Source organism: Bradyrhizobium sp. CB1015, assembly GCF_025200925.1.
Classification (GTDB): domain Bacteria; phylum Pseudomonadota; class Alphaproteobacteria; order Rhizobiales; family Xanthobacteraceae; genus Bradyrhizobium.
In genome coordinates, this window is record NZ_CP104174.1 from 2,536,692 (window position 1) to 2,560,549 (window position 23,858).

Here is a 23,858-nt window from a genome sequence, read left to right on the forward strand (position 1 = left end):
GGCGACTATGGACCGACCTGATGAAGAGAATCGCCCAGCTCAGGCTCGCAGAACGCGAACGAGCAGACCTGCGAAGGCTCGGCAGAAGTCTCTGGATGCGCGGGACCGTCGACTTGGCGAACTGACCAGAGAGCTCGAAGAGGCGCTTCAGCAGCAGACCGCGACCAGCGAAGTGCTGAGCATCATTCGTAAATCGCCTGCGGACGCGCAACCTGTCTTCGAGGCGATCGTTCAGAGCGCCGCACGTCTTTGTGGCACGCTCTTCAGTATTGTTTATCTGAGGGAGAGTGATCGTCTTCACGTCGCCGCCACGAAGAACTTCTCGCCACTCGCCACAAATCAAATCAAGGAACGCCCCGAGCTCAGGCAGCTCAATCGTTCCTACGCCGGCGGACGAGCCGTGCTCGACCGCACGATCGTGCACGTCCATGACGTGTTGGAGGATCCGGACTATTCGCGAGAGTTCGCGTTGGCCGGCGGATGGCGCGCCGTGCTTGCAGTTCCCCTGCTTCACGAGGGAAAATCCGTCGGTGTCGTGTCAGTCGGCAAGGTCGAACCAAAGCCATTTTCGGATCGGCAAGTTCAGCTTTTGCAAACATTCGCCGATCAGGCGGTGATCGCTATCGAGAATGTCCGCATGTTCCAGGAGGTCCAGGTCAAGACGCGCGACCTGGAGGAAGCGCTTCGATACCAGTCCGGGGGAGCCAACATCCTCAATGTCATCGCGTCCTCGCCGACCGACGTGCAGCCGGTGCTGAATGCCATCGTCGAGAGCGCGTGCGAGGTTTGTGAGGCCAACGATGCCGCCGTGCTTCTGAAGGACGGTAATGACCTACGCTTTCGAGCGCATCATGGCCCAATCGATATAAATCTCGAGAAATGGCCGATAACTCGCGGCTGGACCGCGGGTCGCGCCTTTGTCGACGGTAAGCCGGTGCATTTACGCGATACGCTGTCGGACGAAGGCAAGGAGTTCCCGGACAGCGCGGCGCTGTCGGCATTCCCATACACCAACTCCCGTGTTCGCAGTGTGCTATCGGTGCCCATGTTACGCGAAAGCGAACCTGTCGGGGTCATTCTGCTGCGCCGCACCGAGATGCGTCCGTTCAGCGACAAGCAGATCGCGCTGCTGCAGACGTTCGCCGACCAGGCCGTGATCGCGATCGAGAATACGCGCCTGTTCAACGATACGCAGGCAGCACTGGAGCGGCAAACCGCGACTGCGGAAATCCTTAAGGTGATCGCCAGCTCGCCGGACGATGTCCAGCCCGTGTTTGAGGCAATCGTTAGCAGTGCGAAACGGTTGCTTGGCGGCCGTGCAAGCGCACTGTACCGCATCGTCAACGGCATGCTTCAGCTCGAGGCTTTTACATCCCTGGATCCCGAGTCCGACGAAGCACTGAAGCGCTCGTTTCCCGTACCAGCCTCGGAATACCCTCAGCTTGCATTGGTCGAGAAGGGTGAGTCGTTCCAGTTTGCTGACACCGAGAAAGACGCGCCCGAAATCCAGACTAGGATCGCCCGCCTGCGCGGTTTTCGCAGTGTCCTCCTGACGCCACTTGTACACAACCGAACGACGATCGGCTTGGTGGTGGTGTCGCGCACGCAGGTCGGCTCTTTCGCCGATCGTCACGTCGACCTAATGCGGACCTTTGCCGATCAGGCGGTGATCGCGATTGAAAACGTGCGGCTGCTCAACGAGACGAAGGAGTCGCTGGCGCATCAGACCGCCACGTCGGACGTTCTACAGGCGATCGGCAGCTCGATGGCCGACACGCAGCCGGTATTCGAGAAGATTCTCGACAGCGTCGAGCGGCTTTTTGAAAGCAGGCAGTGCGCGGTCATGCTCGGCGCCGCAGACGGTATGATGCACCTGGCCGCGCGCCGCGGCATCGGCGCTGACGCCATGGACCGCTTCTACCCGTTACCGCTTGCGCAGACGATGGCTGGCAACGTTCTTGAGAGGAAGCAACAGACCTACGTTCCCAGTGCGCTGAGCCCGCTGGCATCGCCGGTCATGCGCCGGGTCGCTGAGACGGCGGGAGATTTTTCGGTTGTGTTAACCCCGATGCTTTGGGAGGGCCGGGGCATCGGTGTGATCAACCTCTCCCGGGCGCCGAACGCGGTCTTCAGCGAAAAGGAATTGGCGCTGCTGCGCACTTTCGCTGATCAGGCGGTGATCGCCATTCAGAACGCGCGGCTGTTCAACGAGTTGCAGGCGCGCACGCGCGACCTTTCCGAGTCACTGCAGCAGCAGACGGCCACTGCCGACGTGCTCAAGGTGATCAGCCGTTCGACTTTCAATTTGCAGAAGGTGCTGGAAACTCTTGTGGAGTCGGCAGCAAGGCTGTGCGACGCGGAGAGGGCAAACATCTTCCAACGCGACGGCGAGCTATACAGACTATTGGTCAATTATGGGTTTTCCAGGGAGCTGGAGGAATACCTCAAACAATATCCGCTGACCTCCGGAAGAGGAACGATCGTTGGCCGCGCCGTCCTCGAAGGTAAGACTATTCACGTACCGGATGTGCTTACCGATCCCGAGTACACTTCGCATGACTATCAATCGCGCGGCAACTGGCGAAGCTGCCTCGGCGTTCCCTTGTCAAGAGATGGCGAGATCCTAGGGGTATTTTTCCTTACGCGTTCCGAGGTTAGACCTTTCACCCAGAAGCAGATTGAACTCGTCACGACCTTCGCTGACCAGGCTGTTATCGCGATCAAGAACGTTGAGCTGTTCGAGGAAGTGCGGGCGAAGACTCGCGATCTCGAAGAATCGCTGCAGCAGCAGACCGCCACCGCCGAAGTCCTAGAAGTTATCAGTCGTTCCGCGTTTGACCTGAAGGCGGTGTTTGATACGGTGGCGGAGCACTCGGTCAAACTATGCGATGCGGATAGAGCGATCATCTTCCGCTATGATGGTAAGTTGCTGCACATCGCGACCGCCTTCAATACTGCCCCCGGTTTCATTGAGTGGATAGCGCAAAATCCGATTCCCCCAGGCCGACATAGCGGGGCAGCACGTGCCGCACTGGAACGAAGGACCGTCCACATTCCAGACGTGCAGAACGATTCTGAATACGTTTACGGAGCGAAGAACGTCGAGGCGATTCGGACAATTCTGGGGGTGCCCATTATCAAGGGGAGAAATTTACTCGGCGTCATTATGATCTTCCGCTTGGAGGTAAAGCCGTTTACCGAGAAGCAAATAGCTCTTGTCGAGACGTTCGCTGACCAAGCCGCCATTGCGATCGAGAACACCCGGCTCTTCGACGACACGAGGGAGGCGCTGGAGCGGCAGACCGCAACCGGAGACGTGCTCAAGATCATAAGCCGGTCATCCGTCGACCTAGAGAAGGTACTCGAAACGCTTGTTGAGACGGTGGCTCGCCTCTGCCGGGCTGACCAGGTGTACATGTTTCATCTTCGCCATGATCTTTGGCACTTGATCGCCGATTACGGCTTATCGACTGAGGCAAGAGAATTCTTCAAGACGAACCCATTCACGCCTGGCCGGGGCTCGACGTCTGGTCGAGCAGCAATGGAGCTTCGTGCTGTTTCCATCACTGACGTCTTGCAAGATCCGGAATACGCTCTCAGCGAAGGGCAAGCCATCGCGGGTTATCGGTCGACGCTTGGCGTTCCGTTGCTTCGGGAGAATACCCTCATAGGCGTTTTCAGCATTGTACGTACGCGCGTTGACCCCTTCGCGAGCAAGGAGATCGAACTCGCCACCAGCTTCGCCGACCAGGCGGTGATCGCAATCGAGAATGCTCGCCTATTCGATGAGTTGCGCGAGCGGCAGGCAGAGCTACGCGTAACCTTCGATAATATGGGCGATGGCGTTGCGATGTTTGGTCCGGACAGGCGGCTGGTAGCCTGGAATCGTAATTTTCAGGAGATGCTCGATTTGCCTGACGCAGTGCTCGTCAGCCGCCCGAGGTTTGCCGAACTCTTCCGTTACCTCGCTGCACGAGGCGAGTTTGGTTCCGCTGATCTTGAGGCGGAACTGGGTCGCAGCGTCGACGATGCGAGCCGGGAGATGCGCTACGAGCGCATACGGCCCGATGGCCGCATCATCGAGGTACGGCGAAATCCAGTGCCTGAGGGGGGCTTTGTACTGATTTACGCGGATATCACGGAGCGCAAGCGAGCCGAAGAGGCAATCCGCCTCGCGCGCGACGCCGCCCAAAACGCGTTGCGGGACTTGCAAACGGCACAAGACCGCCTGGTTCAGACTGAGAAGCTCGCTTCGCTTGGCCAGCTCACCGCCGGCATCGCGCACGAAATAAAAAATCCGCTCAACTTTATCAACAACTTCGCGGCTCTCTCGGCAGAGTTGACTGATGAACTCAGCGATACATTGCGTCCCGTTCCGTTCGACGAGAGGGTTCGTGGCGATGTTGAAGAGCTAACCGGGACGCTGAAGTCAAACCTCGCAAAAGTCGTTCAGCACGGCAAGCGCGCGGATTCGATCGTCAAGAACATGCTGCTGCACTCGCGCGAAGGGTCAAGCGAGTTGCGAGCGGTCGATATCAATGGGCTGGTGGATGAAAGCCTGAACCTTGCGTACCACGGCGCGCGTGCCGAAAAGCCCGGCTTCAACATTACGCTGCAGCGTCAATTTGACGCTGCGGCCGGTGAGGCTGAGCTATTCCCGCAGGAGATCACCCGCGCGTTGTTGAACCTCATCTCGAATGGTTTCTATGCGGCGACCAAACGAACGGCCGAGAATGGCCCAGAGGCAACTGAGCCGACATTGTTGGTTAGCACCAAAAATCTGGGCGCTTCAGTTGAGATACGCATTCGGGACAACGGCACCGGCATACCGGCTGACGTGAAGGAGAAGATATTCAACCCCTTTTTCACTACAAAGCCCGCCGGTGAAGGAACGGGACTCGGCTTGTCTATGACTCACGACATCATCGTGAAACAACATGGCGGCACGATCCGGGTTAACACTGAGCCCGGCTTATTTACAGAATTCATCGTCACGCTGCCGCGTGCCATGTCCGTCAAAAGCCGCTAACGGAGCCCAAATTGAGCACCTATATTGTTGTCGTCGATGACGAACCCGATGTGGAAGAAATGTTCAAGCAGCACTTCCGGCGAGATCTGCGATCCGGACGCTTTGTGATGGAATTTGCGCTCTCTGCGCCAGCCGCGCTGGAGAAGGTGAAAACTATTCCTGATCCGTCGCTGATCTTGATACTTTCAGACATCAACATGCCAGGGATGACCGGTCTTGAAATGCTGCCCAAGGTGAAGGCGGAACGTCCGAACGTTCCCGTTATCATGATTACCGCCTATGGGGACGAAGCAACAAGAAGAAAAGCGACCGAGCTTGGGGCCGCGGGATTACTTCCCAAACCAATCGACTTCAGCCTCTTACGCGGAAAAATCGACGAGCGTCTGGAGCGGTAGTCTGGTTTGACCTATACCATGCCCAATCCACCGGCGCCATGTCTGCCAACGGCCCCACTTGCGAAGTTGTGTCTTGAGGGCCGGAAGTCCGCTCGTTGGGCCAGAGCGGACCAGATTTACTCGACCTGAGTTCTTCGCGTTTTGACCGAAGCGAACATCTACGTTCGGATCTTCGGTGTTAGGGAAGAATAGTTGCTAGCCGTTGACGTTGTAGTCGGCGATGGCTCCTTGCCCCTCTTACGAAGCCAGCCAGTCAATGAAGATTTGTCGTCGATCCTTCTTTGATGTGGTCGTGCACGCAACAGTTCATGATCGTGATCAGCGATATTATCGACACAATTTCAGCGAGCAAGCACTGCCACGAGGTGCCCGTCACTTGACCGGTCAAGGGCCCTTCGTCATATTTTTCCGCGAAAGACGAGCCATAAGACTCGTCGGCTTCGGAGGAAGACATGAACAACACATGGGCCGTCCTTGCGGGGACGATGATCTCAGCTGCAACGTTCTCGACCGCCACCTGGGCCCAAACTCCGCCTCCGTCCAACTGTGTCACCCAGAACATGGGTGTGCCGCCCAACGCCAACACGTCGGACAAAGGGGCGCCGTTCTTCATCGACACGACCGGCCTCGACTTCCAGACCAAGCCGCCGACCCGCGATCCCAAGAGCGCGAACTATCCGCCCGCGACCGAGCTTGCGGACGGCACGCTGCCGCCGGCCGGCGCGGAGGGAAATTTCATCATAGGCCCGACACACAATCCGGCGCCCGAGACGATCGCAAAGGAGGGTGTGCCGAAAGGCACCATCACGACGTTCACGCTGTCGTCCAAGGACAGCGTGATCTACAACCCCGGCCTAATCCGTGACGACATACCCGGCTGCCGCAACTCTTCGATCATGAGCACGACGACGGTGTCGGGCGACAAATCCAACATGATCGTTACCACCAGCCATCCCGGCACATGGACCCGCAATATCGAGGTCTATGTGCCGGCGACTTATGTCCGGGGCACAGAAATCCCGTTCATCGTGCTCGGCGACGGCGGCTCCACCGCCTGGAGGGACATGAACACGACGCTGGATAATCTGATCGCGCAGCGTCGCGTGCCGCCGATGGTGTCGATCCAGGTCGGCAATGGTGGACAGGACGCACAAGGCGCGCAGCGTGGGCGCGAATACGACACTGTGTCGGGCACCTACGCGCAATTTATCGAGCGTGAGGTATTGCCGCTGGTCGAAGAGAAGGCCGGCGTGAAGCTGACGAAAAATCCCGATGGGCGCGCCACAATGGGGTTGAGCTCGAGCGGCACTGCGGCTTTCACCATGGCGTGGTTTAGTCCCGAGCTGTATCGCCGGGTGCTGGCCTATTCGCCCACCATGGTGAACCAGCAATGGCCGTGGAATCCGGCATTGCGCGGCGGTGCCTGGGAATATCACAGCGCGTGGGCGGGGCCGGCTGGTCCCAACCTGATCGTGAAGGCAGGCCAGCTGACGCCGTCGGATCAGCCGGCAGGCGCGCCGCTCATCCCGGGTTCCCCGACAAAACCGATCCGCTACTGGTTCGAGATGGGGGATCAGGACCTGTTCTATCCCAATCCGACAATCCCTGACGGCATGCACGACTGGACGCTGTCCGCCGCGCTGATGGCAAAAGTGCTGGCGGAGAAAGGCTATCACTATCAGTACCTGTTTGCGCGCAACGCCAAGCATGTCGACCGCCCGACAGTGGCGCAGACGCTGCCTTCGGCGCTGGAATGGCTGTGGAAGGGCTATCAGATTCCGTGAGGTATTAGCCACGTAACGGCGAGAAGCCCGGCAATCTTCCAACCGATCAGGCAAGCAAATTCACTCTGGTGATCAATCAGAACCGCAAAGACGCTTGGCATCGCCGTGCCTCCGACCATGTTGGCTCTCGCTGACGGAGTGACCGAATAGCGCGTTGATGTCCGAGTTTGACCCCCAAGCGGACATCGTTGCGTCGCGAGAGCCGCACTGCGCGGCGACAGTAAGCCCTCAACGGTAATTGATGCCCTTCAAGCCGCGCCCCGCGCAGCTGCCATCTGTCGCGCGGCCTTCTCTTGTGCGAGAGCTGCTTCCAGCCGCGAGATGCTTTCCTGGAGTCGTTGGTTGTTTTCCAAAAGACGCTGGCTGGTCAGAAGGAGGATATGGTAGCCGAATTGCTGATCACTCTGAAAATAGATTTCAAGTAGCCTTTCATAAGTTATGGTCAGGACTTGGCCCTCTTCTATGCACTCGACAGTCGCGGTTCGCCGGTTATCGGGTGTGAGAAAGCCAAGCTCTCCCATGAAGCGCCCTGGCGGAAGCTCGACGCCGATTTCTTTGACGAGAAACGTCCCGGTGACGATGAGGAACATCTCCGAAGCGGCATCACCCTTCCTGAAGAGTATGTCGCCTCGGCGATATCTACGTTCGGTCATGAATGGTTTGAGCCATTCCATCGACCTGTCACCCCGCGTCGCGTTACGTGCTTTCTTAACGAGCTTGAGCAGTTGGCGGAGGCGAACGGCATTGACTGGCAACAGCAGCAGATAAAGCAGAAAGGTGGCGACGCTTCCAGAAAGCGCGCAAGAAATTGCGAAGAATGTACAGCCGACCATATTCGCGACCCGCAGCGGCACCATTCTCTGCATCAGCAAGGTAGCGACAAAGAATATGGCGCCAACTAAGGCGAACATGTTGGCGAGCGTGATGTTCACCAACACAATCTCAAACAGCCGATTGAACAGTGCGTCGTAGGTGATGTTGTCGGGATCAAGTCCCATTTGAATGAGGATCTTTGCGATCCTGAAATTGTCGGCCGCTGTATCAAGGATGCGGTCTAGAATTCTCGAAAAATCTGCATTGGAATTCATCAGATCACCCCTATGCAAACATTCGGTTTTGCAGGAGCTCGCGGACACGTGACAGTCGAAGTCGGACAGCACGAGCGGTATCGATCCACGTTCAGTATTACCCGGCGCGGTTGTTTTTAGCGATCACGAGCGTGTGGCCGGTATCGTGTCAACGCTCAGGCCGGGCAGGGCTCCGGGGGGCTTCGTCCTGCGATGCACAAAGCCGTTTCTGCCCGTAGACGGGTTCCTTCGCCGAGGGGGCGCCGCTTGTGACCCAGAGCAGTCGCCGGCCTCCACATAGATCAATTATCAAAACCAACACCTAATCGGCTCGTCTCCTACAATGAGCTCGGACAGAGCGGGTGGCAAGGAGCGTTGAACTGCAAGGTCTCTTTGGCACTTCCGTTCAAGTAAGTACGCAAAGGAGATCGCTAAGATGATTGATGCAACGCCGGCAAGGTAAGGCCACCGTTCGCCGCTCATGGAGCACTCCGTAGCAGGAGGGTTGGCAATCATTCCCCGAGCCTTGGTTCTAGTAAGTTACCACTTCATACTTCGCCCTCGTCAGATGTGAATTGGTTCACATCCCACCATTTTGTTTTCGTCTTTGTGCTAAGCCTCAGCGGTCGCGTCTGCCACGGCCGCAAGTGGCCCTTAGCGCCGAACGTCCATATTCGCGTTGACCTGAGCTCTCTGTGGTACACCGGACACGACCACGGACATAGCCGATCGACCCGAAGTCAGCATCTGCGGTTGCGCCTTCTGGTTGTGACTAATCATTCGACCTTCCATCGCTATCAGATATCGGCGTTCATTCACCCGATAGGATGCCTCGCGGATCGCTACCCCGGTGCGAGGCGACGTAGTCGATTTCGCCTCGCGAAATACCGATATCCATAAGCTCCCTGTCACTTAAGTCGCACAAGTTGGCCAGTAATCTCCGGCGCTTGTGCCACTCCTGAAATGCATTCCAGTATGCTTCGAGAGGACTGTAGACCTGCCGCCTTTCCGCTGCCGGTCCCAGCTCGGCGGTCCCGTGGATCGTGCTCATTGAGGGTGTCCTGCCTGGACTGTTCACTAGGCGGAAGTTGCCGCAAGAGGTGCCGGCGCGCTTAACTGGCGGCTTACATTTCTCTTACCGGCGGCTTATTCTTCATGGGCTCATACAGAAGTGGCCCCGAGAAGGAATGGCAGCTTGCGCTATCTTTTCGAGGAATACGCATTCGACACCGACCGGCGCGAGTTGCATCGCGGGGCACACGTCGTTTCCGTCGCACCGCAGGTGTTCGATCTGCTTGATTACCTGATCCGCAACCGGGAGCGGGTCGTCAGCAAAGACGACCTCATCAACGCCGTTTGGGATGGGCGCAGCGTTTCGGATGCAGCACTGACGACCCGGCTGAATGTCGCCCGAAGCGCTATCGGCGACTCCGGGGAGGAGCAGCGCCTGATCAAGACGTTGCCACGCAAGGGATTCCGTTTCGTCGGACAGGTGCGGGAGGCGCAAGACGTTGCGGGCCTAAATCCCGGCGATGCGCCCGAGAGTGCTCCTGCGCTTCCCGACAAGCCGTCCATCGTCGTGCTGCCGTTTGAGAACATGAGCGGCGACCCCGAGCAGGGGTATTTTGCCGATGGGATGGTCGAGGAAATCACGACGGCGCTGTCGCGGTTCAAATGGCTCTTCGTGATCGCGCACAATTCGAGCTTCACCTTCAAAGGCCGAGCCGTCGATATCAAGGAAGTCGGCCGCAGGCTTGGCGTGCGCTATATCCTTGAGGGGTCTGTGCGCAAGGCGGCGGGTAAAGTCCGCATCACCGGGCAATTGATTGATGCGACTACGGGGGTGCACATCTGGGCGGACAGGTTCGAGCGTGCTCTGACAGACGTTTTCACTCTCCAGGACGAAGTGACGGTCGCTGTTGTCTCGGCCATTGAGCCAAAATTGTTGCAAACAGAAATTGCAATGGCGACGCGGCGGCGAGCGGAGAACCTCACGGCGTATGATTTTCATCTCCGAGCCATGCAACAGTACTATTCGTTTACCCGCGAAGGGCTGGCCGAGGCGATCACGCTGGCTCATCGAGCCTTGGAGCTGGAACCTCGGTTCGGCCTTGTCGCGGCCCTGGGAGGTCTCTGTCATCTGCAAAACGTCGTTTTGGGCTATGCTGTCGATCCGCAATTCGAGCGCAAGGAAGCAATTCGGTTTGCCCGCATGGCCCTGAGCTTCGACGATAATGATCCAGACACGTTAGCACGTGCGTCCCTCATCTCGGCGTACATGGTCGGCGATTGTGAAAGTGCGATCGAACTGGCTGACCGCGCGGTCGCGCTCAACTCAAATTCATTTAACGCATGGCACTACAGAGGCACGGTCTATAGAGTTGCGGGGCTGCCGGAGGAAGCGATCCGGAGCTTTGAACCTGCCATTCGCATCAGCCCGGTAGACCCGCGACTACAACGGTTGTTTGCAGGAATGGGGCTAGCCTTTATTGAGCTTCGTCGCTTTGACGAGGCCATCGCCGCAGGGAAGAAAGCTCAACGTCAAAGCCCCTCCTATGTGGGAACTTACCGCTGTCTCGCGTCGGCTTTCGCCCATCTCGGACGCGACGCTGAGGCGCGTGAGGCGGCGGCGCGTCTGCTTGAGACCGATCCCACATTTACAATATCTGCGTTGATCGCCCGAGGCGGGTACTCAAACGCGAAGCTGCTGGTTGAGGGCCTTCGGAAAGCGGGGTTGCCCGAATAGACCGTGCTCGCCCGCATCAGCGGGTCGATCTATAGGCGCGATTTGCCGCGGCGCATGAGTCTGCTGTTGGCCCTTGCCGGTCACCTTCCGAAGGGACGCGCATGTCCGGTTATGAGGTACAATCCGACATTGTGACTTTGCCGCTGGGTCATTAACTCTTGTAAATCCCAAGCCGCTCAGTGACGACTATATTTTTGGAATGGCGGGGGTATTTGAATTGGTTCGGGAGTGCTGCTGACCCTCTATGGCGGGAAAGTGGTCGCCTCCGCGAACAGTCTTGTTCGTGGATTCAGTCATGTTGCTCTCAGAAAAATTCAGTGAGCGAACCATTTCCAACATGGATGTCGCATTGGACCGATGCCGCTGGCATTCGAAGGTCATCCAGCGCGGAAGTTCGTCGCGGAAAAAATCGTGGAGTGCGCCAACAAGCACACGCAGACGCTCGGCGGTTTGACCGAGGCGGGCAGGCGGGCGGTCGCTGAACTCGCAGCCGAAATCCTTGGAAACGAATTGAGCTACTGCAAGACCTTCGGCAACACGAGCACGATCTCGATTTCCTGCTTGAGGATGCGGCCGGCTATGTCTGCTATGAGCAGAGAGAAGTCATCCTCAATCGTAGCGGCTGTAGCTTCGTCATTGGCGTAGACGTACAGAAGAGGGCCTTCCACTTCCGCAAAACGAACACCGGTAAAAGCGCGGTCAAACTCGTCTGCTCCAAGGATCGCAGCTACGCGGGCCTGAATGGCGAAGTCTTGAATGTCAGTTAAGTTCATGTAACGCCAGATAGATACGATGCGCTCGGAAACAAGGCTAAGCGCAATCTGGTAGGCGTGAGCAGCCCTTTGCGTAGGTCCAAAAGGTATGCGTCAGGCCTTGATCCTTCGCTCACTCACTCAGTGCCCTCGTTGGAGGAAGGGATGTCAGTGCTCGCCATTCTGCCTAACGAGACCTCCCGTGTGGCAGAGGGGGTGTTCGCCATGCGGAACGCTCCTAGCCTGGTGTTCTCGGGCCGTTCAGCGGCCGTTCTCGTTGACGTTGAAAATACAACCGGGAATCGAGATCTCGGTTGTATGTGAGAACATGCTCGGAACGCCGCTTCAGCCCCGCGGTTGGAAAGTCGTGAGTAAGGTAGGTAAACTGCCCGCCGTGGGCCCCAACTTAACGGCGGGGTTTTTGTGAGTTGCGTAAGTGGCGAAGCGTACCAGGACCGCACCGGCAAAAAGGCCGCGTGCCGCTATTCCGGGCTTTATTAGCCCCCAGCTTGCGACCCTGAAGATGAAAGCGCCTTCGGGGGCTCAATGGATTCACGAAGTCAAATACGACGGTTACCGTATCCAGCTCCACATCGACGGAGATAACCGGAAGGTCTTCACCCGCAACGGTCTCGACTGGACACATAAGTTCTCCGTCATTGCCGGTGCCTTCGAGATCGAAGGGCAGGCCATCGTTGACGGTGAGGTGGTCGTCATCCACGAGGACCGCACCAACTTCTCCGAGCTACAGGCAGACCTCGCCAGAGGCGAACAGGACCGCTTGCTGTTCTTCGCGTTCGACCTTCTGTGGCTCGACGGACAGGACTTGCGGAAGCTTTCGCAGCTTGCCCGCAAGGAGCTGCTGAAGGATCTGATCGAAAGCAATCAGCTCGAGGAGCCCATCCTCTACAGCGAGCACCATGGGGGTGACGGGCAGGCACTGTTCGAAGCCGCAAGGAAACTTAATTACGAAGGTATCGTCTCCAAGCGAGTTGACGCCCCACATCGGTCGGAGCGTGTGGAAGCTTGGCAGAAGGTCAAAGTCGTTCAGAAGGGAAAATTCCCTGTCGTCGGGTTCATCAAGGATCCAACCGGCGTCGCCGCTCTCTATCTCGGTAAGAAGGAAGGCAAAGAGCTTGTCTATATGGGCAAGGTCGGCACGGGCTGGAGCCGGACGACATCGCGCAAGATCAGAGATGTCCTCAATACTGTGGTGAGCCCGAGGCAGAAGCTCACCAAGCCCATCAAGAAGCCGAAAGCCACCTGGGTCGAGCCGAAGTTCTACGCGGACATCGAATACAGAGACATCACGTCGGAGGGATTGCTACGCGCGAGTTCCTTCAAGGGATTGTCTCGAAAATAACTTATGTTCCTGAGCCCTTCCGGTTCCGGACGTACAATCGTTCACACAGCAGAAGGAAGGCCCGATGGGATTAAAGCACAGGCAATTTAAGCGGACGGATTCCTTGGAAAGCAGACTGGCACAGATTGCGGAGGATGTGCGTGAACGAGCCGAGAAGGCACCCGGAGAGGAGTGAACCCTCCGACCAGAGCGCAACTAAGCCGCTTCAGCCTCAAGCCTCTCTTGGCTACGCTTTTGATTGATCAGATTCAACAGATGCGCCGAGGCTCGCGCGTCGCAGAGGGCTCGATGATGATTCTCGAGCTCGATTCCGTAGATTTCGCAGAGCTTGCCCAGCCCGTAAGATTTATGCCCCGGATAGCGGCGCCTCATTCCGGCGCACGTGCAGAGCTTCGGAAACCGAAAGCGTTGCCCGATCCGCTCGAATTCGTAGGAGATGAAACCGTAATCGAAGCTGACGTTGTGGGCGACGAAGATGCCGTCCCCCATGAACTCCATGAAGCGGTCCGCGACCTCGGCGAACAGAGGTGCGTCCCGAACCATTTCGTTCGTGATGCCGGTCAGTTGAACGATCTTTGCCGGGATGGAACGTTGCGGGTTTAGGAGTGAGTGCCACTCGTCCACGACACGGTGGTTGCGGATCTTCACAGCGCCGATCTCGGTGATGCGGTCGCCGTTCGACCATGAGCCGGTAGTCTCGATGTCGACCACCACGTAATCCTGCTCGGGGTCAAAACGATAATCGACCCGGCCGATCTCAGCCATGATGCCGGCGGCGCCGAGTTGACCAAGGCGGGTCAGTTGGTTGCGGCGGATCACATCCCCTTCCGCCTTGACCTCCATAAAGGAGGCCTTGCCGTCCTGGACCAACATCAGGTCGGGAAAGCCGTCGCGCATGCCACGGAAATCGTCGCACATGCTACGGACGATGCTGGCGATGCCGGTAGGATCGGACCCTTCGAGCAGCGCGCGCAGCGCCTCCACTTGCACGTGATCCCAGTTGAAGATCCCGTTCGGGCGGCCCCATCTCGCTGCGACGGTGCGGAGGATCAACGGGAGGGCTGATCCGGAGGCTATGGCTGCTAATTTCTCGTCGATTGTCGCGCCGAAAAGCCGACTGAAGCTGCGGTCCTTCAGGCAGTGCGGTAGCCAATCAAACCCGCTGGGCATGCGGGTACTCTCGAACAACTCGTCCCAGAAGAGCAGGCCGAACAGGGTGTGCCACAACACATTCTCGGCGAAGAAAACCTTCGTGCCCTCGCGCCGCAGCACGCCGGCGACGCCCGCTTCGGGATTGCCGCGATGGGTATCGTCGACGGTGATCGTGCGGCCAGACCGCAAAAGTTCGGTGTAGAGTCCTGTACGCCTGCCGCCGAACTTACGGGCGTAGAAGTCGGTGGCGAAGAGATGTTCGCCATCGCTGGCAGGATCATCGATCATCCGCTGCAACAGCGCTTCGGCCTCGGCCTTGTCGCCGGTGTTGTAGAGCAGGCGAACCAAGCGCTCGCTGCAGTCGGGAGAAGGCCCGGCACGGTAGAGCTGCCGGGCGAGATCGTTCTCGCCCGCCTTCTCGAAGAAAAGCCCGGTCTGATGCGCAGCTCGGCTGCGGAGATCGGCCGCGAACTCTGTCGTGCAAGCAGGACCGCCGAGCACGTCGATGGCGGCCCGTCTGTGGGCAACCTCCGATCCATCCTCCAGGCTGGCCAGCACCTGGCTGTAATGGAACGAGGCCAGCGCCTCCTCGGCATCGGTGAAGCGCGCGCTGAACGAGGTTTCGCGGTTGGTACGAAGGATTCCTAAATCGCGCAGCGCGAAATTCTTCAGATCCACCTCGGTCTTGCCGAAATAAAGGTAGAGCAAGAACTCGATCGGCCGCGTCCCGTCGAGCGCGATGAAGTTGCGGGCGCCGCAGTGCTGCGCGGCGACCGAGAAACGGATGCTCTGTAGATAGTAATCGATGAACTTCGGCTTCGACCATGATTTGCGGACATCTCCTCGCCCGGCCGCCTGCGCGCCAGTCACAAGGATGTCCTTTGGCAGGCATGAGACAAAGGCTGTATAGTCGGCCTCGCCGAGCTCGCGTGCGTGGCCGGCCGCAGTCAGGTCGGATGCCGCCCGCTCGACGTCACCGATCTCGGGGTAGTTGAACAGGGATCTGTTGAATATGGCACCACGCCTGTTGATCATGCGGACCAGCAGGCATCGTGCATCTCTCGAAAGGCCCTCGAACCGCGCGATGAAGGCGTGATGCTCCGGACCAAGCACGGGCGCGTACGTCCGCTGCACGAACCCCAGCATTTCGGCGAAGTGGTCGAGATAATAATAGACGGGCAGTTGGGGCAGTTTGGCCAAGCGGACCTTCGCGGCAGAATCGTTTGTTCTATTTCTGTTCTAACGTCGTCCTCGGAGTCAAGTGCCTCGACTGGCTACTGACCAGAGCCGGCGAGATCTGCTGTCGCTGGCACAGCGTCTTCTTTCACGCCGCGCGCGACGATCTGCAGTGTGCCGTCAGGAAGTGGCCGCTGCAGTTTCAAGGCTTCATCCGCCGGAGCCGTCATCCAAATCTCGACCTCTTCGGGCGTGGTCAGGATCGCTGGCATGGCCTTCGGATGGATGGCGAAGACTTCGGCATTCGCCTCCGTCGTCAGGAACGCATAGAGATCGTTGGTGGTCTCGCCTTCCTTGACCTTCCTGACCGAGGTCCAGTTGGCCCAGATGCCCGCGAAGCAGGCGAGGGGACGGCTCTCGTCAAGCGCAAACCAGATGTCGCCGCCCTCGGCCTTGTTGAACTCGCTGAATGAGTTGAATGGCACGACGCAGCGGTTCTCCACGCCCAGCCAGCGCGTCCAGTGCTTGCTCTTCACGTTGCGGATGTTCGTCGTGCCGCTGTCGGGCTCCATTCGGAGCAACTCCTTGAAATCGACGCTCTTGCCCTTCGCCTGTAGCTTCTCGGCTCGCTTCTTGGTCGCGTCCATGAGTGCTCTGGAAGACGACGGCATGCCCCAGCGGGCGATCGCGAGTTCGCGTCCGCTGGCACCGGTGCGGATGATCGGCGCCTTGTAGTCTGGAAACACGCCCGGCATCGGCGCGAGGTTGCCGACGTATTGGTTGACCACGCGGAACAGTGCGCTAATGGCGGCCTGGTTCGTGGTGATCGAGTAGAGATTGCACATCGTCAGGTCTCTGAGGGAGAGGTCCGGGGGTGGTGCGAGAGCTGCAGCAGCGTTGCAGAAGGTCGACGACCCGCCTTAGCACATTTGTTACAGCGAAGCCTGCCGGCCAGATCGTGCACAAACGTTGTCGCGACGTGCGGCAATGCCGCCAGATCAACATCACGTTTGGTCTTGCAGCGGGAGCACTGGATCTCGAGCCATGGGTAGCCGCCGTTGATTGCCTGATCGACCGCAGGGGAGGGATCAATGGGCTCACCGTTCGCCCACATGCGTTCGTTCCAGCTCTCGCACAGGAGACGATCGGCCTGCTTGATTAGCGCCTCGCCTTCGGCGCGAGCCGCTGCGGACTGCGCTGCTAGTATGGTGGTCATCGCGCGTGCTTTTCCGAGCTCCTTGCCCAACGCCTTTCGGTCGCCACCGGAGAGCGGTGTCGGGTGATGCTTCGGAGCCATCCGGGGCGCAAGCCATCAATCAGACAGGCTCGAAGGCCGGCCAGCAGCCGTCCTCCTCGTGTCGGCCAGTTCGGTTCTGACAGGTGTTGTCCAGCAATCGCTTCGCAACCTCCTTCCATCCGGCCTGCTGGCCGTACAGGCGGATCGCGTCGACCTTCTGGATTTCAACAATGCGCTCGCACCTGCGGCAAGAAACTCGCAGAACGTGCTGCGGGATCTCGCTGAGGCGGAGGCTCGGGCTTGAACGTCCGGCATCAGTAGTGTGGACATGGGCATCGTCGAGGAGGGCGCGCCAATATTCTTCCGGGATGTCATCGCCGGGCCCAAGCGGACGCTCCCTCGCGGGCGCTCTACCCATTGATGCTGCTAACTTTTCCATCTGTTTCGGGGTGGGCATGCGCCAACTCGCAGGTCGATCGGTCATGGCGGTAATTAGAACATAAAGAGAACAAATGTCGAGTCGGACCAAAGGAGTCCGTTGAAAATTTCCCGGCAGGCTGGAGGAGCCGATTAACCGTTGCGCTTCTCGCGAAAAAAATTCTGTCCACACGTCTTGAAACTGCTCCCTAGCTTCCAATTTTTTCCGGCGTCGTCGCAAGACGATCGGGATGCCGTTTGGGTCCCGCGACTGAGACGGGCACCGGTCGTGTCCGGTGCCGCTCGTAACCATTTTGCTCCCAGGAGGATCTGGCTATGCGCACTGTTGATTTTTCGCCCCTCTTCCGGTCGGCCATCGGCTTTGACCGTGTCTTCGATCTCGCCGAAGCAGCCCAGCGTGCCGGCGAGGAGACCTATCCCCCCTACAACATCGAGCGCCTCGACGAACACCGCTTCCAAATCTCGGTCGCTCTCGCCGGTTTTAGCCCCCAGGAGCTCGCTCTGACGGTCGAGCAAAACGTACTGACGCTGGAAGGGCACAAGAGCGAGAAAGAGGGGAAGACTTTCTTGCATCGCGGCATCTCGACCCGCAATTTCAAGCGCCAGTTCACGCTTGCCGACCACGTCGAGGTCAAAGGCGCCAACTTCGAGAACGGCATGCTTGTCATCAGCCTACAGCGTGAGATCCCTGAAGCGATGAAGCCGCGTCAGATTGCAATCAACGGCTCCGGGCCGAACAACGTGACGCAGATCGAATCTAGAGCCGCTTAAGGCCATCCCGCAGAATGGTTGAACCGCGCGGGTCCTCCCGCGCGGCTATTCCCTCAACTCGTCTTGGAAACGGAGGAAGCCATGCGGCTGACGACCGCTCTTCACGACAATGCTGTCGACCTAAACGCCCTCATGCATCGCGGTACGGTAACGAAGATGCTCGATGAGAACCTCGCCCGCATCCGTGTACATCGTAACAATATACGCCGTTACCGCAGTCTGCTGGAGACCCATCTGTCAGAACTGGAGCGGCAATTCATCGAGCGGCGCATATCGGAGGAGCGATCAGCTTTAGAAGCGTTGACATCCGAGACCTTTCCGATTGCTCTCACCTTACCTTTCGGCCAGGGGGGATCGCAGCATGAGCTTCGAGACCGATAAGGATTGCTACGCCGAGTACGACATCTTGCTGAAGCCGCGAGGACGCGGCCGTTGGAAGTGGGCAGTCAGCAACGCTGCTGGTCAAGCCGTGATGTCCGGCTCGGAGTGCAGTCGTACGGCCGCAAGGTACAAGGCGGAGCGCGCGCTGTTTCTGCTGCTGAGCGCAAGCGCATCGCGCGAGGCATCGGTCGGTTCGACCGCCGTATTCTCTCGGACTATAGGCGTTTCTGGCCGTAGCCAGCCCACAATCTAGAGGTCGATGCAGCCGCGCAGCGCTTTGGCAAGGCCTGACTGGAAGAAGCGAGACGCGGTCTTGTGGCGTTTGACCGCGAAGACCGTCGTGAGCGAATAACTTGTTCTATCGCCGCGTAGCGTCCTGGTGTTTTCACACAGCCAAGACCCGTTGCAGACATTCGTTGCTGTCGGTGCATGCCCCCAAAGGGAGCGAATATCGGCAACCTATGTTAAGGAACGGCGCTGTCGATTAGAGCAAATTGGAACGCCAATCAGCAGATACTGTTGCCGCCCAATGCAGAAGTTCTATTTCGATCACATCGAGAACGGCAACGTACTCACCGACCAAGATGGCTCTGAATTTCCCGGCATTGCCGAAGCGAGCATGGAAGCGCGCCTTTCACTTGGCGAAGAGGCACGGACGTTTTTGAGCCGAGGCAAAAGCGGGAGGCTGGCGGTCGTGGTGCGCGACGAGCACGGCGCTATCTTGGAACATTCCGCGGTCATTGAGCAGAAGATACTAGCCCGAACTCCCTAGCATTCACTCGTTTACGGATGTATCGTCTAACCATCATCGGCCAGGCTCTGCCCGTAGGCGTCGGTGACTGAGAGACCGATAGCGCTCCCGCCTGCATAGCTAGGGGAGCGCGGCCATGGCCGACAAGCGCGCCGTTTTTCGTCTCATATCGACTTCGGACGCAGAGATCATCCTGAGGACGCGCCAGCTGGTCGACCGCTCGCTCAAGCTGCTGGAGTGCCCGATGCCGGACACCTTCCTAGGCCGCAAGACGCAAGAGTCCTTCCCGACGGAAGTGAGTCGGGCCGCATTCCCATCGAGGAATCTGGCTCAACGGCGTGCCTGCTTCCCCGGCGACGCGGCCATCACGGCCGAGCCCGAGAAACAGAGCGAGGTGAAGAAGCCCCAGCTCTCTCCGCTGGAGGAGGAAACGCGCCGCGTTATTGAGGAGTATGCCGAAAGCCTGCGGGAGAGCGCCAAGCAACTGCGCCGCAAGCTGCATTGAAGTCCAAATTTGGGCCGGCCGACCCTTCGGTTCGTCAGGTCGTAAATTGGCTCAAATGGCCATTCGGCGATTCTCGCTGTTGTGTCCGCTGCTGAACACACAACGGACGTCAATTTTCCGCACTGTCGATCGCGGTAGGTTGAGGCCAAGATCGCGCTCCTCGGATGAACTCGCGTCAGAGGGCTTTGAAACGTCAGTCTTCCCGACTTTTCCCGCTTAGGTAGCTGTGCTTAGATACCGCGGATCTTTGTGGGGGAGAGTATGATGGCTGACCATCAGCATATTTTCACCGCTGCCTACATCGCGCTCGCGATCTTAAATGCGGCGCTCGCAGCGATGGCCATCTTTTCGTTTTAGCCGTCCCTGATGCGGCGGCTAAACGCGGGCCGCCCCGCTGATTGACGGCGGGCTTTAGCGGCACTGCGCCGACAGCTCTTAGGCATCTGGTTTGGAGCGGGACTCGATGCAGATCGCTCGCACGCCTGGTACATGTCCATAAGCGGTCTACCTTCGAGGAAAACCGCACGAGGCCTTAAACCGCCTTGCTTATCGAGCCAGCGCTGAATCGTAGAAGGATACATTGAATACAGCATGCGGGTCGCACTTCGGTGAGTGAATGTACGCCCTGTTCGGTCGAAATCCCACGCCGCATGGAAGCCGAGTTTTGCTCTCGGAGTAACGCAGATTTTTCCCGGCGCAATTGTTGCGAGCACTATCGTGCAGGCTGAGGCGCAAAGGCCGTCGATCATCACCGACTGATCCGAGGCCCGCAACTTTTCGTATCGGTCAATGTAATAGCCAATTGAGCCGCCTTGATCATGCGTAATGCGAACAGAAGCCTCACTGCTTCTCGCGCACGTGAACAGCAGCAAAACCGCAAGTAACCCAGCCCGATGGTTCATCGAGATCTGTCCTGTGATTGCAGTGAATGAGCGTTGCGGCAGCGCGCACATGCTCTGCCTCAAAGCGCGGCTTACGGATCAGTAACGGTAACCGTAGGGGTATTGACCCGGGCAGACCCAGTTCCCGTAGGTGTCATAGAAGCAATTATTGTAATTGCCGTAATAGCCATAGGCGCCGGCCGCAGCTGCTCCCACTGCTGCTGCACCTAGCCCGTACGCCGCACCCCTGTAAGCGCCGCGATAAGCTGCATTGCGGTAGACTCCGCGGCGAACTGCCGTGCGCGCAACGGGGCGGCCGGGTATGGGGAGCCATAGCCGCGACCAGCGACGCCATATCGGCCGCCTCGAACATGAGCGACGCGTGCGCCGCCGCCGTGAAATCCTCCAGCGCGCATGCCACCTCCATGAAACCCACCGCCGCCGCGGAACCCACCACCTCCACCTCGGCGGGCAAATGCATCATCAGGAATGAGACTGACAGTGATTAGGACAAGAGCCGCCAAAGCAGCAAGAAGGCATCGAAGCATGGCTGTCCTCCAAGGTAGGGTGCCGTGCAGGAGCGACGTGGTGCCCGCTCAAAATAGTCGATACCCGGCACGAGCCTTTGCTTCCCTTCCAGTCGGCGTTTGATTTAAATCAATAGCTCGCGAGCCTTTGCCGTGCTTTCGCGAGCGCACTCTGTCCAAAAATATACACAAGCGCTGGCCCTCATCGTTATAGACAGGATGGGTGTATGACTGTCATCTGCAAGGCGCCCCGCTAAGTCCACGCGAGAAGCAATTACTCCGCCGAATAGCCGCCGGAAAGACAGACGCTCAAATCGCTGAGCGGTTTGGCGGTGGCGTTAAGCGCGTCGCCGAACAGCGAGCCCGGCTGCTCAACAAGCTCGGCGCAAGGGAGCCGCTGAAGCGGCCGAGCGGCTGGCGAGCTGGGGCACCTATCGTGGCGTGACGTGATGGCGGGGATGAGGCACCCCAGCGGTCGTCAGCTCTGCGGCGAGGCGCTAGTGTTTGATATAGTAGGCAATGGCGAACGCGAAGATCAGCGCGGCCCAACCCATTGTTTTGATTTCCGTGCGCAACGAGGTGATTGCTGCGCCCATCTGGTGCATCGCCGCAGCGTTGGCGCGCTCTACATCGAATGATCCCTTCGGCTCCGCCGGGAGATCGTCCGCGGAGGAATCCTCCACCGGTTGGAGAAGATCATAGTGAAATGAAACGCCTTGAATCTTGACATGTCTATTATTTTCATCGCGGTTGAGCCACTTCTTTCCACTTCCATCCGGCTCCCAGCCGTACTGGATCGGCGATGACTTGCTTAGGTCAAAAGGCAATTCCACCGTGATAGTGGAGGGTAAAAAGCCGCTTCGGATGTTCGCCACGAGTTCTTGCAGGTCAGCCGACGGTACGAACACACTGATGTAGATCTCCGAAGGATGACACGCGATGGGGTCATCTGAAACGAGTTCCTCGGAGTAGCTCATCCTGTTGTATGCGTAATATTCGTCGGTCTTCGCAATCTCCACCGTGAGCACTGCTGAAATTAGCTTCTCCTTATTCCAGCGACTTGGTTTTTGAAAAACCTCGCCCGTTTCGAGATTGACGTGATCGTGACCGTCGAGTTGGACTTGAAAGGAGACGACTTGCCTGCCGCGCCCGATGCCTTTTTCGTCGGGAAGATCAGCGTAAGAATGCATCGAGACGGATGAGGCCTTTAATGTGAGGAGCATCCTCCCTCCGTACTTGTGAAGCTACGATTGTTTCGCCGTTTCCAAGGTAGGTTAAGACGGACGGCTATTCGGGTTTGCTCGGAAGGGGGTCTATTCCTACGAGTGTATAAAACGTGCGCACCTCGCCAGTGACAGCTTCGTCGATCTCGACCTTCTCCAGCGTAGCAACGCATTGACGTCCGAAATAGTCCCGAAGTCTCGCTTTCACCTCTCGGGCAAGCTTGCCCTCGATAATCTCGCGCCGTTCGTCAATCAGTTCAAAGCGGTCGCGTAACAAACTCGCTCCTAACAAGACCGCTCGTAAAGAAATTTCGACGCTACGTTTCGTCCGGTATTTCGAGACATTGCTTTGCAGTGCTGGTATCTGGTCTGTGTCAGCGGCCCACGTGAATTTGGTCCCCGTCATATCAACCCATTGCAAAGAAAAGCCAGCGTGCGACCGGGAGAGGTCATCGAGCACGTGGCGCAAGTGCGCGACAGCTCGCTGACCTAGTTCACCGGATAAGCGGGATATTTCTTTTTCCTGCTTCGTGGCATTCAGTAGCGCAAAAAGCGTCTCCAGTGTCGATACGGCAGTGCTTTCGCCGAACACATCGAAGCGCGGCCGGATAAAGATTTCCATCCCAAAAGACGATGGGAAGACGTCCGCAAACCGCATCGCCGTTGCGTTCACGATTTCGTTTGACAGAGGACCTCGACGTCGCGGTCCGGTGGTTATTGCTTGGGCGATGCTCGAATAGAGCTTTTGCAACCGGATCAGAAAAACGCCGAGTTCTCCGACGCCGGCGGTATGATCCGCATACGAGTGACCGGACAGGGAGACTGTCAACGCCTCGCGGGTGCGGTATTTCACCAACTCCAGCCGCTCCTGTTCTAAGCGCTCTTGGAGATGCGACAAGCTCGCAAGGCTTAGTTCTGCCGAGAAACTATCGGGATCGAACGCGCGAATGTGCTGCGCAGCTTTCAAGGCTTCGTCGAGTTCAGACAGACGCCTCAACAAGCCACGCATGCGTGACTCGGCTTCACGGGGGTCGATGCCCTCCCAGAGGATCATGGCGCGGCATTCGATGGAGGACTGGGACGCGTGAGCTTTACGTGAACGATGCCTTTCGGAATATCATTCCTGTCATACCCGAATTCGCCGATCCAGTACTTGCGTTGGGCCCGTGCGGCATCGCTCATGGGATGTCCCGGTGGGTACACCGGGCAAAAGTAAGCATCGCATAGATACTTGGCTTTAGTCGTCGGACCAGAGACCAGCGCCTTCAATGCTGCCTTCTTCGCGTCGGGCAAGGCGTCAATTATCGTGGCGTCGATAAGCATCACCAAATCTACGTCACCCGGATCGTTTTTGCTGGTGACAAAGCTGCCATCCAGCAGCTGCTCGCATCCGCCGACCAGGTCAGTGATCTCCTGCGCATGTTGATTGTATCCCGCGAAGATCGGCTTTCGGGTCGTCGAATGAGGGAAGCTGGCTACGAAATGCCCCTCCAGTTCGTCGTTAGCGAGAGTATGAATTCCGGCGTCGAGATAACCGTTGGAATTGAACTTTGCGCTCAAACGATTCCCCCCAATGCGCTTCAAATAATTGCTTGTAGCGCAACCATTGGCTGTAAGGAAGCTGGCTACCTATCCCTCCTGTACGATCAAGCCTGTGGGCTTCTTTTTCGACCGCGAATC

Annotated in this window: 21 protein-coding genes; 10 read left to right on the top strand and 11 right to left on the bottom strand. The window is 58.1% G+C overall.

What is annotated here, in order from left to right; genetic code table 11:
- Positions 1 to 7 precede the first annotated feature (7 nt).
- From N2604_RS11500 to N2604_RS11515, 3 genes are all read left to right on the top strand, one after another.
- Entirely contained in the window at positions 8 to 5,029 is a 5,022-nt protein-coding gene (locus N2604_RS11500) for a GAF domain-containing protein (protein WP_409241709.1), read from the top strand.
- 11 nt (positions 5,030 to 5,040) lie between these two features.
- On the top strand, positions 5,041 to 5,424 hold the full coding sequence (locus N2604_RS11510) for a response regulator (protein WP_172786807.1): 384 nt from the start codon (positions 5,041 to 5,043) through the stop codon (positions 5,422 to 5,424).
- 452 nt (positions 5,425 to 5,876) lie between these two features.
- Positions 5,877 to 7,208 carry an esterase family protein gene (locus N2604_RS11515; protein ID WP_260374780.1) on the top strand — a complete coding sequence of 444 codons (1,332 nt, stop codon included), beginning with the start codon at positions 5,877 to 5,879 and terminating at the stop codon, positions 7,206 to 7,208.
- Positions 7,209 to 7,456: 248 nt separating this feature from the next.
- On the opposite strand, the gene N2604_RS11520 is transcribed toward N2604_RS11515, so the two are convergent.
- The gene (locus N2604_RS11520; protein ID WP_172786805.1) at positions 7,457 to 8,296 is read right to left on the bottom strand and encodes a Crp/Fnr family transcriptional regulator; all 840 of its coding nucleotides are present in this window, start codon (positions 8,294 to 8,296) and stop codon (positions 7,457 to 7,459) included.
- Between the two features lie 790 nt (positions 8,297 to 9,086).
- Positions 9,087 to 9,326 (bottom strand): DUF1127 domain-containing protein, encoded by a 240-nt coding sequence (locus N2604_RS39755; RefSeq protein WP_172786804.1) that lies wholly within the window; start codon positions 9,324 to 9,326, stop codon positions 9,087 to 9,089.
- 144 nt (positions 9,327 to 9,470) lie between these two features.
- On the opposite strand from N2604_RS39755, the gene N2604_RS11525 reads away from it, so the two are divergent.
- The gene (locus N2604_RS11525; RefSeq protein ID WP_172786803.1) at positions 9,471 to 11,021 is read left to right on the top strand and encodes a winged helix-turn-helix domain-containing tetratricopeptide repeat protein; all 1,551 of its coding nucleotides are present in this window, start codon (positions 9,471 to 9,473) and stop codon (positions 11,019 to 11,021) included.
- Between the two features lie 515 nt (positions 11,022 to 11,536).
- Here N2604_RS11525 and N2604_RS11530 read toward each other — a convergent pair.
- Complete coding sequence (locus tag N2604_RS11530; RefSeq protein ID WP_260374781.1) at positions 11,537 to 11,794, bottom strand: hypothetical protein; 258 nt, start codon at positions 11,792 to 11,794, stop codon at positions 11,537 to 11,539.
- A 415-nt stretch (positions 11,795 to 12,209) separates the two neighbouring features.
- Here N2604_RS11530 and ligD point away from each other — a divergent pair, with 415 nt between their 5' ends.
- Positions 12,210 to 13,136 carry a non-homologous end-joining DNA ligase gene (gene ligD / locus N2604_RS11535; protein WP_260374782.1) on the top strand — a complete coding sequence of 309 codons (927 nt, stop codon included), beginning with the start codon at positions 12,210 to 12,212 and terminating at the stop codon, positions 13,134 to 13,136.
- Positions 13,137 to 13,331: 195 nt separating this feature from the next.
- Here ligD and N2604_RS11540 read toward each other — a convergent pair whose 3' ends face one another.
- The 4 genes from N2604_RS11540 to N2604_RS11555 form a co-directional block, all read right to left on the bottom strand.
- Positions 13,332 to 15,488, bottom strand: a complete 2,157-nt coding sequence (locus N2604_RS11540; RefSeq protein ID WP_172786800.1) for an exonuclease domain-containing protein — start codon at positions 15,486 to 15,488, stop codon at positions 13,332 to 13,334.
- Positions 15,489 to 15,562: 74 nt separating this feature from the next.
- Complete coding sequence (locus N2604_RS11545) at positions 15,563 to 16,309, bottom strand: SOS response-associated peptidase (RefSeq protein ID WP_172786799.1); 747 nt, start codon at positions 16,307 to 16,309, stop codon at positions 15,563 to 15,565.
- A 2-nt stretch (positions 16,310 to 16,311) separates the two neighbouring features.
- Complete coding sequence (locus N2604_RS11550) at positions 16,312 to 16,761, bottom strand: hypothetical protein (protein ID WP_172786798.1); 450 nt, start codon at positions 16,759 to 16,761, stop codon at positions 16,312 to 16,314.
- A 19-nt stretch (positions 16,762 to 16,780) separates the two neighbouring features.
- Positions 16,781 to 17,185, bottom strand: a complete 405-nt coding sequence (locus N2604_RS11555; RefSeq protein ID WP_172786987.1) for a hypothetical protein — start codon at positions 17,183 to 17,185, stop codon at positions 16,781 to 16,783.
- Between the two features lie 269 nt (positions 17,186 to 17,454).
- On the opposite strand from N2604_RS11555, the gene N2604_RS11560 reads away from it, so the two are divergent.
- From N2604_RS11560 to N2604_RS11575, 4 genes are all read left to right on the top strand, one after another.
- Positions 17,455 to 17,910 (top strand): Hsp20 family protein, encoded by a 456-nt coding sequence (locus N2604_RS11560; protein ID WP_172786797.1) that lies wholly within the window; start codon positions 17,455 to 17,457, stop codon positions 17,908 to 17,910.
- Positions 17,911 to 17,991: 81 nt separating this feature from the next.
- Positions 17,992 to 18,291 (top strand): hypothetical protein, encoded by a 300-nt coding sequence (locus N2604_RS11565; protein ID WP_373569520.1) that lies wholly within the window; start codon positions 17,992 to 17,994, stop codon positions 18,289 to 18,291.
- A gap of 529 nt (positions 18,292 to 18,820) precedes the next feature.
- Positions 18,821 to 19,063 carry a DUF6894 family protein gene (locus N2604_RS11570; RefSeq protein ID WP_172786795.1) on the top strand — a complete coding sequence of 81 codons (243 nt, stop codon included), beginning with the start codon at positions 18,821 to 18,823 and terminating at the stop codon, positions 19,061 to 19,063.
- A gap of 115 nt (positions 19,064 to 19,178) precedes the next feature.
- Positions 19,179 to 19,547, top strand: a complete 369-nt coding sequence (locus N2604_RS11575) for a hypothetical protein (protein WP_172786758.1) — start codon at positions 19,179 to 19,181, stop codon at positions 19,545 to 19,547.
- Positions 19,548 to 19,900: 353 nt separating this feature from the next.
- Here N2604_RS11575 and N2604_RS11580 read toward each other — a convergent pair whose 3' ends face one another.
- Positions 19,901 to 20,449, bottom strand: a complete 549-nt coding sequence (locus tag N2604_RS11580) for a hypothetical protein (protein WP_246708887.1) — start codon at positions 20,447 to 20,449, stop codon at positions 19,901 to 19,903.
- 729 nt (positions 20,450 to 21,178) lie between these two features.
- Here N2604_RS11580 and N2604_RS39760 point away from each other — a divergent pair.
- A complete protein-coding gene (locus tag N2604_RS39760) occupies positions 21,179 to 21,400 on the top strand; it encodes a helix-turn-helix transcriptional regulator (RefSeq protein WP_172786794.1) in 222 nt (73 codons plus the stop codon).
- Positions 21,401 to 21,452: 52 nt separating this feature from the next.
- On the opposite strand, the gene N2604_RS11585 is transcribed toward N2604_RS39760, so the two are convergent.
- The 3 genes from N2604_RS11585 to N2604_RS11595 form a co-directional block, all read right to left on the bottom strand.
- Complete coding sequence (locus tag N2604_RS11585) at positions 21,453 to 22,178, bottom strand: hypothetical protein (RefSeq protein ID WP_172786793.1); 726 nt, start codon at positions 22,176 to 22,178, stop codon at positions 21,453 to 21,455.
- Positions 22,179 to 22,242: 64 nt separating this feature from the next.
- Complete coding sequence (locus N2604_RS11590) at positions 22,243 to 23,232, bottom strand: hypothetical protein (protein WP_172786792.1); 990 nt, start codon at positions 23,230 to 23,232, stop codon at positions 22,243 to 22,245.
- A complete protein-coding gene (locus N2604_RS11595; protein WP_172786791.1) occupies positions 23,229 to 23,738 on the bottom strand; it encodes a DUF6932 family protein in 510 nt (169 codons plus the stop codon). The genes N2604_RS11590 and N2604_RS11595 overlap by 4 nt, the downstream gene beginning before the upstream one ends.
- Between the last annotated feature and the right edge of the window lie 120 nt (positions 23,739 to 23,858).

What these genes read in the sequence shown, in the direction of transcription:
- N2604_RS11500 (WP_409241709.1), top strand. Translation starts at nt 8, where the DNA reads ATGGACCGACCTGATGAAGAGAATCGCCCAGCTCAGGCTCGCAGAACG.
- N2604_RS11515 (WP_260374780.1), top strand. Translation starts at nt 5,877, where the DNA reads ATGAACAACACATGGGCCGTCCTTGCGGGGACGATGATCTCAGCTGCA.
- N2604_RS11520 (WP_172786805.1), bottom strand. Translation starts at nt 8,296, where the DNA reads ATGAATTCCAATGCAGATTTTTCGAGAATTCTAGACCGCATCCTTGAT.
- N2604_RS39755 (WP_172786804.1), bottom strand. Translation starts at nt 9,326, where the DNA reads ATGAGCACGATCCACGGGACCGCCGAGCTGGGACCGGCAGCGGAAAGG.
- N2604_RS11530 (WP_260374781.1), bottom strand. Translation starts at nt 11,794, where the DNA reads ATGAACTTAACTGACATTCAAGACTTCGCCATTCAGGCCCGCGTAGCT.
- N2604_RS11545 (WP_172786799.1), bottom strand. Translation starts at nt 16,309, where the DNA reads ATGTGCAATCTCTACTCGATCACCACGAACCAGGCCGCCATTAGCGCA.
- N2604_RS11550 (WP_172786798.1), bottom strand. Translation starts at nt 16,761, where the DNA reads ATGGCTCCGAAGCATCACCCGACACCGCTCTCCGGTGGCGACCGAAAG.
- N2604_RS11555 (WP_172786987.1), bottom strand. Translation starts at nt 17,185, where the DNA reads ATGACCGATCGACCTGCGAGTTGGCGCATGCCCACCCCGAAACAGATG.
- N2604_RS11560 (WP_172786797.1), top strand. Translation starts at nt 17,455, where the DNA reads ATGCGCACTGTTGATTTTTCGCCCCTCTTCCGGTCGGCCATCGGCTTT.
- N2604_RS11565 (WP_373569520.1), top strand. Translation starts at nt 17,992, where the DNA reads ATGCGGCTGACGACCGCTCTTCACGACAATGCTGTCGACCTAAACGCC.
- N2604_RS11570 (WP_172786795.1), top strand. Translation starts at nt 18,821, where the DNA reads ATGCAGAAGTTCTATTTCGATCACATCGAGAACGGCAACGTACTCACC.
- N2604_RS11575 (WP_172786758.1), top strand. Translation starts at nt 19,179, where the DNA reads ATGGCCGACAAGCGCGCCGTTTTTCGTCTCATATCGACTTCGGACGCA.
- N2604_RS11580 (WP_246708887.1), bottom strand. Translation starts at nt 20,449, where the DNA reads ATGAACCATCGGGCTGGGTTACTTGCGGTTTTGCTGCTGTTCACGTGC.
- N2604_RS11585 (WP_172786793.1), bottom strand. Translation starts at nt 22,178, where the DNA reads ATGCTCCTCACATTAAAGGCCTCATCCGTCTCGATGCATTCTTACGCT.
- N2604_RS11590 (WP_172786792.1), bottom strand. Translation starts at nt 23,232, where the DNA reads ATGATCCTCTGGGAGGGCATCGACCCCCGTGAAGCCGAGTCACGCATG.